The 14,401-nt window shown below is 68.4% G+C and carries 11 protein-coding genes and 1 pseudogene; 6 read left to right on the forward strand and 6 right to left on the reverse strand.

Going from position 1 to position 14,401, the window contains the following annotated elements; translation table 11 throughout:
• The first annotated feature begins 342 nt into the window (after positions 1-342).
• On the forward strand, positions 343-1,491 hold the full coding sequence (locus HEB94_RS06145; RefSeq protein WP_202896169.1) for a DUF3800 domain-containing protein: 1,149 nt from the start codon (positions 343-345) through the stop codon (positions 1,489-1,491).
• 93 nt (positions 1,492-1,584) lie between these two features.
• Here the strand turns inward: HEB94_RS06145 and HEB94_RS06150 are convergent, their stop codons facing one another.
• Entirely contained in the window at positions 1,585-3,330 is a 1,746-nt protein-coding gene (locus HEB94_RS06150; RefSeq protein ID WP_192748393.1) for a helix-turn-helix domain-containing protein, read from the reverse strand.
• 693 nt (positions 3,331-4,023) lie between these two features.
• Positions 4,024-6,033: an ABC transporter substrate-binding protein gene (locus tag HEB94_RS06155; RefSeq protein WP_192749008.1), complete on the reverse strand. Its 2,010-nt coding sequence runs from the start codon at positions 6,031-6,033 to the stop codon at positions 4,024-4,026.
• 212 nt (positions 6,034-6,245) lie between these two features.
• On the opposite strand from HEB94_RS06155, the gene HEB94_RS06160 reads away from it, so the two are divergent.
• Positions 6,246-7,043, forward strand: a complete 798-nt coding sequence (locus HEB94_RS06160; RefSeq protein ID WP_192749009.1) for a hypothetical protein — start codon at positions 6,246-6,248, stop codon at positions 7,041-7,043.
• Between the two features lie 75 nt (positions 7,044-7,118).
• Here the strand turns inward: HEB94_RS06160 and HEB94_RS06165 are convergent, their stop codons facing one another.
• The 4 genes from HEB94_RS06165 to HEB94_RS06180 form a co-directional block, all read right to left on the reverse strand.
• Positions 7,119-7,682 carry a P-loop nucleotide/nucleoside kinase family protein gene (locus tag HEB94_RS06165; protein WP_192749010.1) on the reverse strand — a complete coding sequence of 188 codons (564 nt, stop codon included), beginning with the start codon at positions 7,680-7,682 and terminating at the stop codon, positions 7,119-7,121.
• Positions 7,683-7,962: 280 nt separating this feature from the next.
• Positions 7,963-8,601: a nucleotidyltransferase domain-containing protein gene (locus HEB94_RS06170; protein WP_192749011.1), complete on the reverse strand. Its 639-nt coding sequence runs from the start codon at positions 8,599-8,601 to the stop codon at positions 7,963-7,965.
• A gap of 284 nt (positions 8,602-8,885) precedes the next feature.
• Positions 8,886-10,052, reverse strand: a complete 1,167-nt coding sequence (locus tag HEB94_RS06175; protein ID WP_202896170.1) for an enolase C-terminal domain-like protein — start codon at positions 10,050-10,052, stop codon at positions 8,886-8,888.
• The gene (locus HEB94_RS06180) at positions 10,052-10,834 is read right to left on the reverse strand and encodes an NAD-dependent epimerase/dehydratase family protein (RefSeq protein WP_192749012.1); all 783 of its coding nucleotides are present in this window, start codon (positions 10,832-10,834) and stop codon (positions 10,052-10,054) included. The genes HEB94_RS06175 and HEB94_RS06180 overlap by 1 nt, the downstream gene beginning before the upstream one ends.
• A gap of 317 nt (positions 10,835-11,151) precedes the next feature.
• Here HEB94_RS06180 and HEB94_RS06185 point away from each other — a divergent pair, with 317 nt between their 5' ends.
• The 4 genes and pseudogenes from HEB94_RS06185 to HEB94_RS06200 all read left to right on the forward strand — a co-directional run bounded on the left by HEB94_RS06185 (position 11,152) and on the right by HEB94_RS06200 (position 14,345).
• A complete protein-coding gene (locus HEB94_RS06185) occupies positions 11,152-11,538 on the forward strand; it encodes a DoxX family protein (protein WP_192749013.1) in 387 nt (128 codons plus the stop codon).
• A 123-nt stretch (positions 11,539-11,661) separates the two neighbouring features.
• Positions 11,662-12,366, forward strand: a pseudogene (locus HEB94_RS50290) (NAD(P)/FAD-dependent oxidoreductase); the annotation flags it as partial.
• Between the two features lie 502 nt (positions 12,367-12,868).
• A complete protein-coding gene (locus tag HEB94_RS06195) occupies positions 12,869-13,762 on the forward strand; it encodes an RNA polymerase sigma-70 factor (RefSeq protein WP_192749014.1) in 894 nt (297 codons plus the stop codon).
• 109 nt (positions 13,763-13,871) lie between these two features.
• A complete protein-coding gene (locus HEB94_RS06200; protein ID WP_192749015.1) occupies positions 13,872-14,345 on the forward strand; it encodes a carboxymuconolactone decarboxylase family protein in 474 nt (157 codons plus the stop codon).
• Positions 14,346-14,401: the final 56 nt, after the last annotated feature.

A 14,401-nucleotide genomic window follows, 5' to 3' on the forward strand; every position in this document is an offset into this window, starting at 1 on the left:
CTGTTCAACGCTCCGAACCCAGGTTGCGTTCCTGGCCAGGCGTCCCGCCGCGCGTCCTGCGGATGTTTGCCTTCCCTTTGCCCGATACCGCTGTGACCGCCTTCACAGGGCCACGACCGACGCCTCAGATGCGCCTCACAGGCGCCTCGACGCACGCCTGACATGGGAGTCGCCCCACACGGACAGCAGCGAAGGGCCAACGACAAATCGATCGCGTCGTCCAGGCGCAGCGACTAGGCTCCGCCGCAACGCGGCAGCGACGCGCGGCGGCAGCAAGGAACGACCAGGCAGCCGTCACCGAAACTTTGGCGCAGTCGATACCGCCGTGCGGAGGTGGTGCCGGTGGTGTCTGCGACGGGCGGAACAGTACGCCTGCACCAAACACCCACCACCGTGTGCCCTGACGCCCAACCCAGCCAAGCCGCTCCCCGCGACACCGACGCGGACCAGCCCCTCGAGATCGCCTGCGACGAGTCCGGTCACGAAGGCGAGAACCTCGCCCGCGCCGTGACCGACGTGTTCGCCCACGCCAGTGTCGGACTGGACACCCAGGCCGCGACCGCCTGCATCCAGGAGATCCGCGACCGGATCCGCTCCCCCGCCACGGAGTACAAGGCCAACCACCTGCTGCGGGCCAAACACCGGGCCGTCCTGGTGTGGCTGCTCGGGCCGTCGGGTCCGATGCTGGGGAACGCCCGGGTGCATCTCACCGAGAAGAGCTACTTCGTGGTCGCCCGGGTGGTCGACCTGCTGCTGGGCGAGGCCGCCTACCAGGCGAGCAGCGGCCTGTACCAGGACCCGCGCAACGGAGCCATCACCGACGCCCTCTACCGCGACGGCGAACGCGTCTTCGGCGCCGACCGGTGGCAGGCGTTCCTGGAATACTCCAACGGCCTCATGCGGACCCGCAAACCATGGCGCGTCGCGGCACCGGTCGACCCGTTCTTCCACATGGTCGATCTCCTCCGCGTCGCCGGCGGGCGACACCGGGTCGGCGAGATCATGGACCTGTTGTGGCACACCCGCGCCCGCGCGGAGGTCTTCCAGCAGAACCTCCTGGAAAACTCCACGACGACCGCGCCGCTGGACCCACTGCTCCCGGCAATCGTCCAGGCCGTCGTGCACTGGGGCGAGGGCGGCTACGACGTGTCGATCGTCCACGACGAGCAGAGCGCCCTGACCCGCACCCGCATCGAGCAGATCCGCGCCGTCCTGGCCCGACCCCAACCACACACGCCTCGCCGCCGCTCCACCGGCCGGCTCACCGGCGTACGATTGGTCGACTCCCAGTCCGACCCGCGGGTCCAGGTCGCGGACTTCCTCGCCGGCGTCGCCAGGCGCATCGCCTCCGACGAGCTCAACCACCGAAGCGACCCGGAGCTGGCCGACCTGCTGCGCCCCTACGTCGACGCGTCCTCCATCTGGGGCGACGACCGCAGCTGGACGGTGCTCGGGCCGGCCTCCAGCGAGCTGGAACGCCGAGCCACCTGACCCGCCCGCTCCGTGCGAACCACGGCGCGCACATGGCCACCTACCTGTGCACCTAACGCTGATTCTCGCGCAGCGGATTCAACCCCAGCTTGATCACTCGTATTCGTAGCGGAGGTGTCGTCCGCCCCACCAGGGGACTTCGGTGGTGGGGAGGTCGGCGTGGCGGAGGACGGGTGAGTAGGCGCGTCGGTCGAGGCGGACGATGGTTTCGTTATCGCGGTTTTCGATTGTGCCGCCGGTGGAGAGGAATCGGCGTTGCAGGGTGTCGGGTGTGGCGGTGGCGTAGCCGGGGAGGCGTCGGCGGAGCGCGGCGCAGATGGTGTGGGCGAGTACGGAGAGCACGACGTCGAGGTCGATGTTGAGGGGGACCGCGCCGGCGAGGGCGTCCAGGCCGAAGGAGCGGATGGCTTCGGCGAGGCGTTGTTCGATGTTCATCCGCCTGGCGTAGGCCTCGATCACGTGTTTGGTCGGGGTGGTGCGATTGTTGGTGATCAGGATGGTGGGTTCGTCGTGCCCGAGTCCGGTGATGGCGAGTTGGCGTAGCGTGCTGGGGTAGGCCGAGAGTGTGGCGGCGGGGTCTTCGATCACGCGGACACGGCGGGTTTTCCCGCCCGCTCGGGCGATGGTGAGTGGTGTCCAGTCCTTGGCGGGCAAGGCATGTAGGTGTTCGGTGAGTTTCGGGGTGCGGGCGCGCAGGGTGATGAAGGCGATGCCGCGGGCGTCGAGGTCGGCGAGCTGGGCCTGGGTGGTGACCTTGGAATCGAAGATCAACAGTTTCGGGTCCGCTCCGGAGGTTGTGCGCCAGTGGTCGGCGAAGGCGAGGATTTCGTTGTTCTGGTTGGCTTTGGCGAGGTCGGCGTTGGCGTAGAGCAGGGTGTGGGTGGCCGCGTCTTCGGCGAAGAAGGTCAACACTGAGCGGGTGCGTTGCGAACGTCTGGGCACGTAGTGTTTTTCCAACGCGGGGTCGGCGCCCCAGTGCATGACGGCGTGGAAGTCGAGGTTGATCGCCTCGCCGTGCGCGAGCCCTGCGGCGAGGCTGGCTTTGTCCAGTGCGGCAAGGAATCGTTGTTGCCGGGTGTGGTCGAGCCGGTAGGAGTAGGTGGTCAGCGCGGTGGCCTTGGGCAGGCTGGTCAGCCCGGCGAACAACGCCGCACCGGGGTCGGTGGCGATGTCGTCGATGTGGGAGACGCGGCGGGTGGTGGTGAGTTTGATCGCCAGCAGCGACAGGATCGAGCTGATCGCCGGGATCACAGACGTGCCGGGATAGCCCGCGGCCCGCACCAGGCCGGGCAGGTCCAGTGCCACCAGATCGGGGATGGTCAGCAGTAGCCCGGCCATCCGGGTGTCGGCGTGGGCGGGCAGGACGGCGAAGTCGATCACCTTGGTGCGGGGCTGGGATTCGCGTCGGGGTAGGCCGCGCTCGGCGTGCGGACGGGGCCACAAGCGTGGGAACCCTTCCTCGGCCAGGACTTCGGCGACCCCGGTGCGGTTGAGCGGAGTGTCCTCCTCGGCGAGCGCGGCAGCGATCTCCTGGGCCGAGTGGCCCAACCGGCGCAGCTCGATGATCCTGGTGCGGGCCGCTTCCTTGGCCGGGGCCGTCTTCGGGCCCGGACGCGAGCTCTGGAAGAACTCGCAGCGTCCGGCCCGGAAGTCCCGCACCAGCGACTGCAGCGTCGTCAGGGTGTAGCCGAAGCGGGTCGCCGCCTCCGCCGCTGAGACTCCCTCGAACAGGTACGCGCGCAGTGCCTCGTAACGACGCTGGTTCGCCGCTGCTGGGGCGGCGAAGTACTCACTGCCCCGACGGGCCGCTTCTGGGGTGGATATCGCTGCTTGTTCCACGATTCAACTACAGCAAGCGACACGATCGCGGTCAACGTGACACGCCGATCACTGGCGGCGACAGAGCGCAACGGCAGCCATCGCTGCGTCTCTCCCGCCGTCGTACTCCAAGTGAGATCGTGCTCGCTCATCACATCCGGGTCGGACGACAATCCGAAATCCGCCACAACAGGCAGTCAGATCGACCCTGACCGATCACCCGCTTCGGGCGCAACGACCATCACAATCACATGCCCATAGGCGAAAGCAGCCCGGAGCCGCCCAACATCCTGGAGCCACCGACGCGCCACCGCTAGACACGAGAATCGGCGCTAACCGCGAATCTGGTACATCCCCAACCCGACTGCCTGGTTGCCGGTGTCGACGAAACTCATGATCAGCGTCGTCTCGGTCGCGGTCAGCTACGTCGTTTCGACGGGGCGATGACCCTTCGGGTTGCTCTTGCAGGTGGCGTACGTCCCGCCCTTGGCACCGCTGAGCGAGTCGACCCATCCGATCCCGCGCACATACTCCAGCTCAGCGCCACAGTGGGCGCAGACCCTCACAGTGCTGACCTCATGATCTCTGTCCTCTCCGTCGTCTCACTCCAGGATGTTGCTTCGCCGACGCACCCCGCGCCGCTCGCGCCGCGCGGTCCCGCTGCGAGGACTTCTGCAGTGATGGTAGGCGCACAACCACGCTTCGCCCGAACACTCAGCCTTGTTCGATGAAGTACTGGCAGGGATTGGTCGGCGCGGGTTCGGGGAACGTCGCACCCGTGCTGGAGAACATCTCCTTGGGCACGTTGTGCACGTTGTTCTTGACGATGCCGTAACCCTTGGCGGGGTAGGCGATCCCGATCGCCCAGAACGCGTCGACCGCCAGCGAGAGGATCTCCTTCATCAACTCGACCCGGCGTCCCCTCTCCGGCGTCTCCTTCAACGTGTTGTAGAGCTCCATCTGGCGCTGGGCGATCTCCGGTGGCTCCTCCCCGCCCGAACCGCCCGAGGTGTACCACTGCACCCAGCGAACCGCGTGTTCGTTGCCGGAGAACGGGAAGTACCAGCGCGGGTCGGTCATCGCGCTGTGCCCACCGAACCCGGGCTGGATTCCGCAGTCGTGGACGCTGGAGTCCTTGCGTTCCTCGGCCAGGGACCGGCTGATCGTGTTGGAACTGGCCGACACACCCACCGCCCGCCAGTACCGCACGATCAGCTCCGACACGTCGATCCACTCCGGACCCTCCTCGACCGTCACGTCGATACGGATGTCGATCCGCTTCCCGTCCGGACCGAGCCGCAACCCGCTCCCGTCGCGGGCGGTGTAGCCGGACCGGTCCAGGTGCTGGTTGGCCAGGTCGACGTCGTACTGCGTGTACTGCTTGGCCAGCTGCTCGTCGTAGAACTCCGAGTCCTTGCCCGGCGCGCCCTGCCAGGGTTCACCCTGACGCCGGTAGACGACGTTGATGATCTCCGCCCGGTTGATCGCGTGGGACAGGCCGATCCGGAACTCCTTGTTCTGGAAGACCTCCCGCTTGACCGGGTCGGTGTGGGTGAGGTTGAGCGCGAACATCGCGACGTTCATCGTGTCCGGGATCAGGTCGTAGAAGTCGTAGTCGCCGTCCTGGCGGCCGCGGCTCAGCACCGGCTTGTTCTGCAGGGTGTTGATGTGGCGACCGTGGATGTCGAGGTCACCGTTGACCGCGTTCAACAGCAACGCCTCGTTGTTGTTGACCCGGTTGAACACCACCTGGTCGATGTAGGGGAGCTGGTTGCCCTCGGTGTCGACCTTCCAGTAGTACGGGTTCCGCTCGCAGACGATCCGGCTGGCCGACCCCTCCGCCCCGGACTTCACCTCCCAGGAGTGCAGCGTCGGAAGGTCGGGGTTGGTCGCATAGTCGGCCTTGTTGAGGAACAGCTGCACCCAGTCCTCGACTCCCTCCGCCTCCACCAACGCGTCGAGACCGTCGGCGTTGTACTTCGGGTGGAACTTCCGCAGATAGTGCAGGGGCTTGGACACCGGCTCGTCGCCCCGCCCGGCCGCCATGAGTTCGGCGAACAGCCCGTGCGGGTGCTCGAACCTGAACGCGACCCGCCGCTCGTCGAGTTTGGCCACCACCACCGGCCTGCCCCGGGTCAGGAAGTTGGCGTCCTGCACCGGGGTCAGGTCGGCGTTGGTGAAGTAGTCGGAGTACCAGAACATCACGTCGTTGACGCCGAACGGCTCACCGTCGGACCACTTCATCCCCTCGCGCAGGGTGAAGACGTACTCGGTCGCGTCGTCGTTGACCTCGTAGGCCTCCGCGACGTTGGGCACGATCGCGTCGAAGGTCGGGTTGTGCCGCAGCAGCCCCTCCCAGTCGATGGTGCGCTGCATCCACGGCTCGTCCGCGCTGCCCACCAACGCCGTACGCCAGGTCCCCCCGTAACGGCCGACGCGTTCGACCGGCTTCACCACCACCGGCTTCGCGGGCAGCCGGTCGGCGAGCGCCGGCAGGTCACCGGCCTTCACCTGCGCTGCGAGGGCGGGAGCCTCCTTCGTACGCGGCGCCGACGTCGGCCCGGCGTCCCCCTCCTTGTCCGGGTCGGTGGCGAAGAAGCTGCACCCGCTGGTCGCCAGGGCCGCGCCGGTCACCCCGGCGGTCAGGAAACGCCTGCGCGTGAGCGGGAACGCGCGGGTCGAGCGGCTCGTGTCGTGCGGTGTCGCGTGGTCGCGGTGACCCATGGCGTGTCCCTTCCAGTACGCGCGCCACCGCGAAGATGGCGGCCGGATCGAGGAATCACCAACTGCCGTGACTCGGTTGATGCGTGCCAGATGCGTGCCAGATCTGTGCCACCTGATGCCTGACTCACAATCTAGAAGAATGAAGGGCCCCGCACGCGGCCGATTCTGGCTACGAGCGCGGCGATCTATACTGCGGGTTCCCGGTGGGCCTGGTGGCCGACCTCACAGATGGTTCCGGCGTACCGATGAACGTCGTCGACATGAGCGATGCGCGGCGGACCGCGAGAAGCGGTCTCTCCATCCTGTCCCTGAAGTTCCAGGTGTTCGACGATCGACCGGACTGGCCGGTGGTCCAGGTGCTGGTCGACGGCGAGGACCCGTTCGCCGAAGCCGCACCCGGTTGGCGCGGCTTCGACCCGGAGAAGATCCTCGGAACCCACTCACCGTTGCTGCCGGTTGACCCGGGAAGGCGTGTGGCGGTGTACCGGTGCTCGTGCGGGGAGGCCGGGTGCGGGGTCATCGCCCCGGTCATCGTCCCGGCACCGGATCGCCGTCGCGTGTCATGGGTCGACTTCCGGGACTACGTGGGCATCTTCGACGGCCCGGTCGAGGAGTCGGTCCACGAGTACGAGGGCAAGCCCTGGGACCTGCCCGACCCGCACTTCGACCGGGAGCAGTACATCGCGGAGGTGCGGCGCGCCTGCGCCGACGACTCCTGGGAGACACCGCGGCGCAGGACGGCACGGCTGCTGTACGCACGACTGGATCCCAAGCGGCTCGTCCTGCCGCCCGACCTCAGGCTGGCCTGGGCCTCAACCGCGTGGAGCGAGGAGGGCATCACACTCATGTTCCAGCACGTGAGCCCCGCGCCCAGACTAGACGTTCGCCAACAGATGCTTCGACTCACCAGCGCACACGACGACCCCGACGACGCGGCGCGGGACATGGCAGACCAGCTGCTCGCCACCTCCCCCCACGACTGGGTACGCACGTTCGGTTGGCAGGCCTGAACCCGCTGGCCGACCGGACTTGGTGGTGCGGACCGGCAGGATGGTGGGCGGCGAAGGGTCGGACCGCGCCGGTGTTCACGAGGTCGAGGAGGGCCAGCGCTCTGACGCCCATGCCTTCCAGGTTGAGTATCCCGCCGGCGGTTGGTCGATCTGCGAGGACGTGAGTTCGTCGCGGTTGGGAACCTGGAACTGTCTTCTGAACGTGTCGAGGTCGTCGTCGCTCATCTCGAAGGTCGATCCCGGGGCGTCGGCGAACCGGACGCGAATGCGGCGACGCTGCTCGGCCTCGTCAACCGCCAGGTATACCAACTCACAGTTGGCACCCGCATCCGCGGCGAGAGCACGGAGGGCCGAGCGTTCGTCCTTGCCCCATACTCCGAAGTCCAAGATCACGTTCATCCCCAGGTGCAGGGCTCGGATCGCCAGCCACACGAACCGGCCCTCGAGTACGTCTCGCTTGCCACCGGCCTCAGGCTCTCCGAAGATCGGGATCATCCACTCGTCGGGGGTCAGGCGCAACGTCTGCCGCTCTACCTCGAGTTCGCGGGCCAGCACGGTCTTGCCCGCGCCGGGCAGCCCCACCATGACGTACATGGTGGGCCGCCGTGTCTGCACGTTGGCGACCAGATCGTCCAGCATCCGTCTTCTCCGCTCGCAGCGCGCGTCCGTTCCAGGTGAGCCAGGCGAGCTTAGCCGCAGGACGCCGCCGATCAGGATGGGCCGACGCGCCCGGCGGCAAGCATGTGGTGGCACACGACTGTCTGCATCAGCCGGCACAGGACCGAGGGATCCGCACCTGTGATCCGACAGCTGAGGTGCGACACATGTCCGACACCTGATGTGACGCCTTGGCCTAGATCTCCGAGGGCTCTGTGGGGTCGAGGTGGCGGCTGGTCTTGGGCTGGGCTGGAGCCGTGGGTTACAAGTCCGCGAGCCAGTGATGTTCCGGGTGAGCACGGTCGAGTAGCTCGGCCAGGGTCTCGCGTTGAGCTGGGGTCATGTGTGGGACGGTTTCGTCGAAGTCTGCCTGGTCCTTTGGGCGGACGTGTTTGGCCTTGAACAGCAGGACCAGTTCGGGCGCGAGGTACGGGATGCCGTCCTGGGTTTGGTGGATGATGTCGCTGTAGGGAAGCCGGATTGTCTCATCGCGTCGGCAGATCCAGGTGTCGCCGTCGTGTGGTTCGCGGAACACGTCGAGCAGGTAGTTGTCGGTTGCCGGGTCGCGTAGCCAGGTCTGGTGTGTGGCCGCCAACACGTCCAGCGTGGCGTTCTCCCAGATTCGGCCGCTGCTGACCGCATCGAAGACATAGCCGAGGAAGCGGTCGCGGACCTCAGGGAAGCGTGCGGCGGGGATTGCAATCTCGATGTCGCCGTGCTCGCGTGTCTGCCTGCCGCGGAACAGATCCAGCGCCCATCCCGCGGCCACGAACCAGGGCGTGGCGATACCGGTCAGGTGATGTGCGACGTCGCTCGGGGTCCAACAGGATGACCACCTGGCGCCGAGGGCTTCGATCTCGGCGGGTGAGAGTTGGATGCCGCCGGGCAGCTGCTCGCTCACCGTACGAGGCTATCAACGGGATCGAAGACGCTTTCGCGTGGTCGATCACGGACGCAGCGGGACCGGCTTGCACGGACAAGTTGGGCGCCTGTGCACGTTCATCCGTACGCAGCTGTGCACGCTGATCAGTACGCCGGCACCACCAACCGATTTACCGCCACCATCCCCGGAAGGCCCAGTTCCCGTTGGCGCGTCGTGGGACCACCACACGACGAACACCACGCCGTGTCGCGCGTCAACTGACGGACGCGTGTCGCACATCAGCCGACGGAGCACACGAGGAATCACCAACTGGCGATGGTGTTCTCCTCTATGTAGTCGAGGTTGAGGTCCTCGCCCAGTCCCGGCAGCGTCGGCATGTGGACGAAACCCTCGGCGTCCAGGTCGTCGATGCGGGAGTTGAGGTGCGGCGGAACCTCGTCGTAGTCGTAGTGGGGGTGCAGCAGGCCACGCTCGTACCAGCGGCCGAAGATGGTCCCGCCGAGCACCGCGAGGTTCCCGGCGCCACCGCCGTGGATCTCACACTCCATGTTGAACGCCTCGGCCAGGTGGACCACCTTCATGGTGGGCGTGATCCCACCGAGGTCGCCGACCCCGGCCCGGACGATGTCGCAGGCCCCGGCGACGATCCACTCCGCGCGGGCGTACCCCTTGCCCCATGCGGTCTCCGGGCCGATCACCGGGATGTCGAGCTGGTCGGCGAGCCACTTGTAGGACTGGACGGAGGCCTCCTCCATCGGCTCCTCGTACCAGTAGTAGCCGAGCTTCTCCAGCGACCGCCCCAGCGCCAGCGCCTCCAGGCGGGTGTACCAGTGGTTGGCGTCCAGCATCAGCGGGACGTCCGGCCCGACGGCCTCTCGCACAGCGGCGCAGGCCTTGGCGTCCATGCCGGTATCGGGTGCGAAGGACACCGGCGGCATCCAGGTGTGCAGCTTGATCGCGCTGTAGCCGCGTTCGACGAGCTGGGCGGCGAACGCGCCGTAGTCCTCCGGTGTGGCGAGCCCGCCGGGGATCTCGTCGCCGCACATGGTGCTGGCGTAGGCCGGAACCTTCGTCCGCCCACCGCCGAGCAGCTTCCACACCGGCATGCCGAGCCGGCGTCCCTCCAGGTCCCACAGCGCCATATCGACGGTGCCGAGCGCCCGGTCGGTGAACCCGCCGCCGGACCCGCGCTGGGTCTGCGCCATCGTCTGCCACAGCCGTTCCCGGCGGCTGGCGTCCTGCCCGAGGAGGTGGTTGCGAACGTGGCCGGCGAGGATCGGCTCCCGCAGCTGGTCGGCCGAGGTCAGGCTGTAGCCGGTCGCGCCGTCGCTGTCGGTGATTCGCAGCAGCGCCTGCCGTACCTCGTGCGCCTCGCCCGGGTGGGTGTGACCGTCGCTGTCCCTCGACGTCTTCGACACCGTACGGAACACGCTGACGGTCACACTCTCGATCACCGCGGTCATGGACATCACTTCTCCTCGATCTGGTCGGCGAACGCCTCGCCGTCGTCTTCGGGATGGAAGCCAAGGGCCCTGGCGGCGTCGAGGGGCCAGGCCGGGGGACGCCGCCGGTTGTTCGAGACACCCCAGACCACGACGAAGCCGGGGCCCGGGTGGCACAGCGACGCCTCGACCAGCCGGCCGGCGTCATCGGGTGAGAGCCAGGTGCCCAGGGAGCGAACGTCGGTGGGGTGGTCCTTGCAGGTACCGATCCGCAGGCACACCACGTCCATGCCGTCCCGGTCGTGGTAGAGGCTGCCCAACGCCTCACCGAACACCTTGGTCACGCCGTAGAAGGAGTCCGGGCGGGGCAGCCCGGCCTGCCCGGTGATGACGCGTTCACCGAAGCCGGCGGCGTGGTTGCTGCTGGCGAACACCATCCGGCGGACCCCGCGCAGCCGGGCGGCCTCGAAGACGTTGGTGGTGCCGGTGATGTTGACGTGGGTGAGGTCGCTCGCCGGTGCCCTCGTCGACGCGATCCCGGCCAGGTGCACCACCGCGTCGACGCCCTCCATCGCCGCGTGGACGGCGGGGTAGTCCGTCACCGACGCGAGGACGTGTTCGACGCCGTCGGCGTCGTCTGTCTGCCGCTCCGGTGGGGTGACGTCGAGCAGCCGGAGGGTACGCCCGGGGCGCCGCAGCCGATCCCGCAGATAGCCGCCGATCCGCCCGGCGCCGCCGGTGATGAGGACGGTCTGGCGCTGTCCGGCCTCGGTTGGGGTGCCGGTCGCGCCGTGGGTCTGGTCAGGCATACGGCGAACTGCTCCTGGTGGGGTCGGCGAGCCGCCGCGACACGGAGGCTGAGCAGCTCGGGGCATCAGTGGGTGCGACCGGGTGTGTCGCCTGGCAGTCGTCTCCGGATCGTAGGCAGCACGAAGCCTGGACCAGGAGGCGATCGTCCGGGTCAGGACGGCCCACTCAGGCCACCTACTCCCCGACGCGGCGGCTTCGACCGTGAGCACTCCGCGGGCCCGGCCCACGCCGGTGGAGTGATCTGCCTCACGCGCTGTCACAGCGCTCGACCACCCGGTGTCTTGAGGCCGACCGCCTGGAAACCAAGGAGCACCTCATGAACCTCGCACTGTGGATCGTCGCCGGACTGCTCGCCGCCGTCGCCCTGGTCGGCGGCATCAGCAAGGCGTTCGTGCGCAAGGAGAAACTGGCCGGGACCCCCGGCGGGGAGTGGACCGAACACGCCAGCGTCGGCTTCGTCAGGACCCTCGGGGTCCTCGAACTCCTCGCCGCGGCCGGCCTGATCCTGCCCGCCGTGGTCGACATCGCACCGGTCCTGGTGCCGGTGACCGCCGCCTGCTGGGTCGTACTGATGGTCGGCGCGATGCTCACCCACGTCCGCCACGGCGGTCTCAACAAGTTCGTGGCGCTGAACCTGACGTACCTCGCCCTCGCGGCGTTCCTCGCGTGGGGCCGCTTCGGCCCCCAGTCCTTCACCTCCTGACCGACGACACAACCGACCAACGACAGAGCTGACCGACGACAGAAACGAAGACGACGGGACGAAGGAGACACCATGACCGGGAGCACCGAGGTGGTCGTGATCGGCGGCGGATACGCCGGTGTCATGGCGGCCAATCGACTGACCCAGCGCGACGACGTGAACGTGACCCTGATCAACCCGCGGCCGACCTTCGTCGAGCGGATCCGCCTGCACCAACTGGTGGGCGGGTCCCACGACGCGGTCGTCGACTACCGGACGGTCCTGGCCGAGGACGTCGCGCTGGTGGTCGACACCGTGACCCGAATCGACCCGGCCGAGCGCGGCGTGACCCTGGCGAGCGGCAGCACGCTCGGCTACGACTACCTGATCTACGCGGTCGGCAGTGGCAGCGCCGACCCCCGCGTGCCCGGAGCGGCCGAGTTCGCCTACCCGATCGCCAGCCTGGAGGAGGCGCAGCGGTTGCGGCCCGTCCTCGACGCCGCTCCCGCCACGGCCGTGGTGACAGTGGTCGGAGCGGGTCCGACCGGTATCGAGACCGCCGCCGAACTGGCGGAGCTGGGCCGCGCCGTGACCCTCGTCTGCGGTGGGGTGCTCGGCCCGTACCTGCACCCTCGTCCTCGACGCTTCGTGGCCCAGCGGCTGGCCACGCTCGGGGTGACCGTGGTCGAGGGCCCCGGTTCGACGGTGACCGCTGTGACAGCCGACGCCGTGCGACTGCGCGACGGCCGCGAACTCCCGAGCACGGTGACCATCTGGACCGCCGGGTTCGGCGTGCCGGACCTGGCCGACCGCAGCGGGCTGAGCACCGACGCCCTGGGCCGCCTGCGCACCGACGAGACGTTGACGAGCGTGGACGACGTACGCGTCGTCGCCGCCGGGGACTCCGCGGCGCCATCCGACCTGCCGTTTCGGATGAGCTGCCAGGCCGCGGGCCCGCTGGGTGCGCACGCCGCCGACACGGTGCTGCACCGGATCGCGGGTGAACAACCCGCACCCATCGCGCTGGGGTTCCTCGGCCAGTGCATCAGCCTGGGTCGCCGGGCCGGCATCTTCCAGTTCGCCCATCGCAATGACACCGCGACGCGGCTCTACCTCGGCGGCCGTCCGGGTGGCAAGCTCAAGGAGCTGGTGTGCTGGGGCACCGTGCAGCAGCTCGCTGCCGAGGCACGCAAACCGGATCGCTGCGCTGGGCCTGGGCCAGGGACAACAAGCGTCAGCAGGTGCTGCGGGCCAGGCGCGGCGAGGCGCCGGCCACCGCGGAACCGGCGGCCTAGCCAGGCAAGACTGTCAGCGACCAGAGCCGGCCGCCATGAAGGAGAGGGACGAAGGCATGAGCGACGCCACCAACCCGGCGACCGAAGCCTTCCTCGCCCACCGCAACCTGCTCTTCACCGTCGCCTACGAGATGCTCGGGTCGGCCGCCGATGCCGAGGACGTCCTCCAGGAGACCTGGCTGCGATGGGTCGAGGTCGACCTGGAGCAGGTACGCGACCAGCGCGCCTACCTGGTTCGGATCACGACCCGGCAGGCGCTCAACCGGCTCCGCACGATGAGGCGCCGCAGGGAGGCCTACGTCGGCCCCTGGCTGCCCGAACCTATCCTCACCACACCGGACGTGGCCGAGAACGTCGAACTCGCCGAGAGCCTGTCGATCGCGCTCATGCTCGTCCTGGAGACACTCTCGCCGACCGAGCGCGCCGTGTTCGTGCTGCGCGAGGTCTTCGACGTCAGCTACGACGAGATCGCGGCAGCCGTCGACAAGAGCCCCGCGGCGGTCCGCCAGATCGCCCACCGCGCCCGGGCGCACGTCGAGGCCCGCCGCCCCCGCGAGGTCGTCTCCGCCAGCCAGACCCGGGCGGCGCTGGAGTCCTTCCAGCGCGCGCTGGAGAACGGGGACATGCAGGGCCTGCTCGACGTGCTCGCCCCGGATGTCGTCCTGCTCAGTGACGGCGGCGGCATCAAGCAGGCCGCGCGGCGACCGGTCATCGGCGCCGAGAAGGTGGTCCGCTTCATCGTCGGTGGCACCGGCCGGACCGAGGCGACGCTCGCCACCTCCCCCACCGTGGTCAACGCCAACCCGGCGCTCGTCCTACGCCTGGACGGCCAGGTCGACGGGGTGATGGCGGTCAGGGTCGAGGGCGGCCGGATCATCGGCCTCTACTACGTCCGCAATCCGGAGAAACTGTCCCGGGTCGAGTCCGAGACCCCGCTCACCCTGCGATGAACACCGGCGGCAGCGGTAAAGGCGACGTACGTCACATCCGTTCCTGTCACAGATCGCCGAGCAGATCTGTCAAAGAGGTGTACCCACCGACGACAGCAAGGAGCCCATCATGGATGCTCGCCTGAACCTCTTCGGCAACCAGGTCTCGGCCAAGGCCCTGCGCTACATCACCTCCGCGAGCAAGGTCGTCTCGGACTCGACCCTGCCCACCACGATCCAGCACCTGGTCGAACTCCGCGCCAGCCAGATCAACGGCTGCGGGTTCTGCACCGACATGCACACCAAGGACGCCACCCACGCCGGGGAGACCTCGGTGCGCCTCAACCTGGTCGCGGCCTGGCGTGAGGCCACGGTCTTCACCGAAGCCGAACGCGCCGCCCTGGAACTGACGGAGGAGGGCACCCGCGTCGCCGACGCCGCGGGTGGAGTCTCCGACGAGGTGTGGACCAACGCCGCCAAGCACTTCGACGAGGACCAGCTCGCCGCGCTGGTCTCCCTCATCGCGCTCATCAACGCCTACAACCGCGTCAACATCATCACCCGCCAGCCCGCCGGCAACTACCAGCCCGGCCAGTTCGGATGACAGGCAGGAGCGGGCCGGGACCAGCGATGGACTGCGTCCCGGCCGGTCACCGTGCA

The organism is Actinopolymorpha pittospori, from assembly GCF_014873875.1.
GTDB classification, from domain to species: Bacteria; Actinomycetota; Actinomycetes; order Propionibacteriales; family Actinopolymorphaceae; genus Actinopolymorpha; species Actinopolymorpha pittospori.

What these genes read in the sequence shown, in the direction of transcription:
- HEB94_RS06155 (WP_192749008.1), bottom strand. Translation starts at nt 6,033, where the DNA reads ATGGGTCACCGCGACCACGCGACACCGCACGACACGAGCCGCTCGACC.
- HEB94_RS06165 (WP_192749010.1), bottom strand. Translation starts at nt 7,682, where the DNA reads ATGCTGGACGATCTGGTCGCCAACGTGCAGACACGGCGGCCCACCATG.
- HEB94_RS06175 (WP_202896170.1), bottom strand. Translation starts at nt 10,052, where the DNA reads ATGTCCATGACCGCGGTGATCGAGAGTGTGACCGTCAGCGTGTTCCGT.
- HEB94_RS06180 (WP_192749012.1), bottom strand. Translation starts at nt 10,834, where the DNA reads ATGCCTGACCAGACCCACGGCGCGACCGGCACCCCAACCGAGGCCGGA.
- HEB94_RS06185 (WP_192749013.1), top strand. Translation starts at nt 11,152, where the DNA reads ATGAACCTCGCACTGTGGATCGTCGCCGGACTGCTCGCCGCCGTCGCC.
- HEB94_RS06195 (WP_192749014.1), top strand. Translation starts at nt 12,869, where the DNA reads ATGAGCGACGCCACCAACCCGGCGACCGAAGCCTTCCTCGCCCACCGC.
- HEB94_RS06200 (WP_192749015.1), top strand. Translation starts at nt 13,872, where the DNA reads ATGGATGCTCGCCTGAACCTCTTCGGCAACCAGGTCTCGGCCAAGGCC.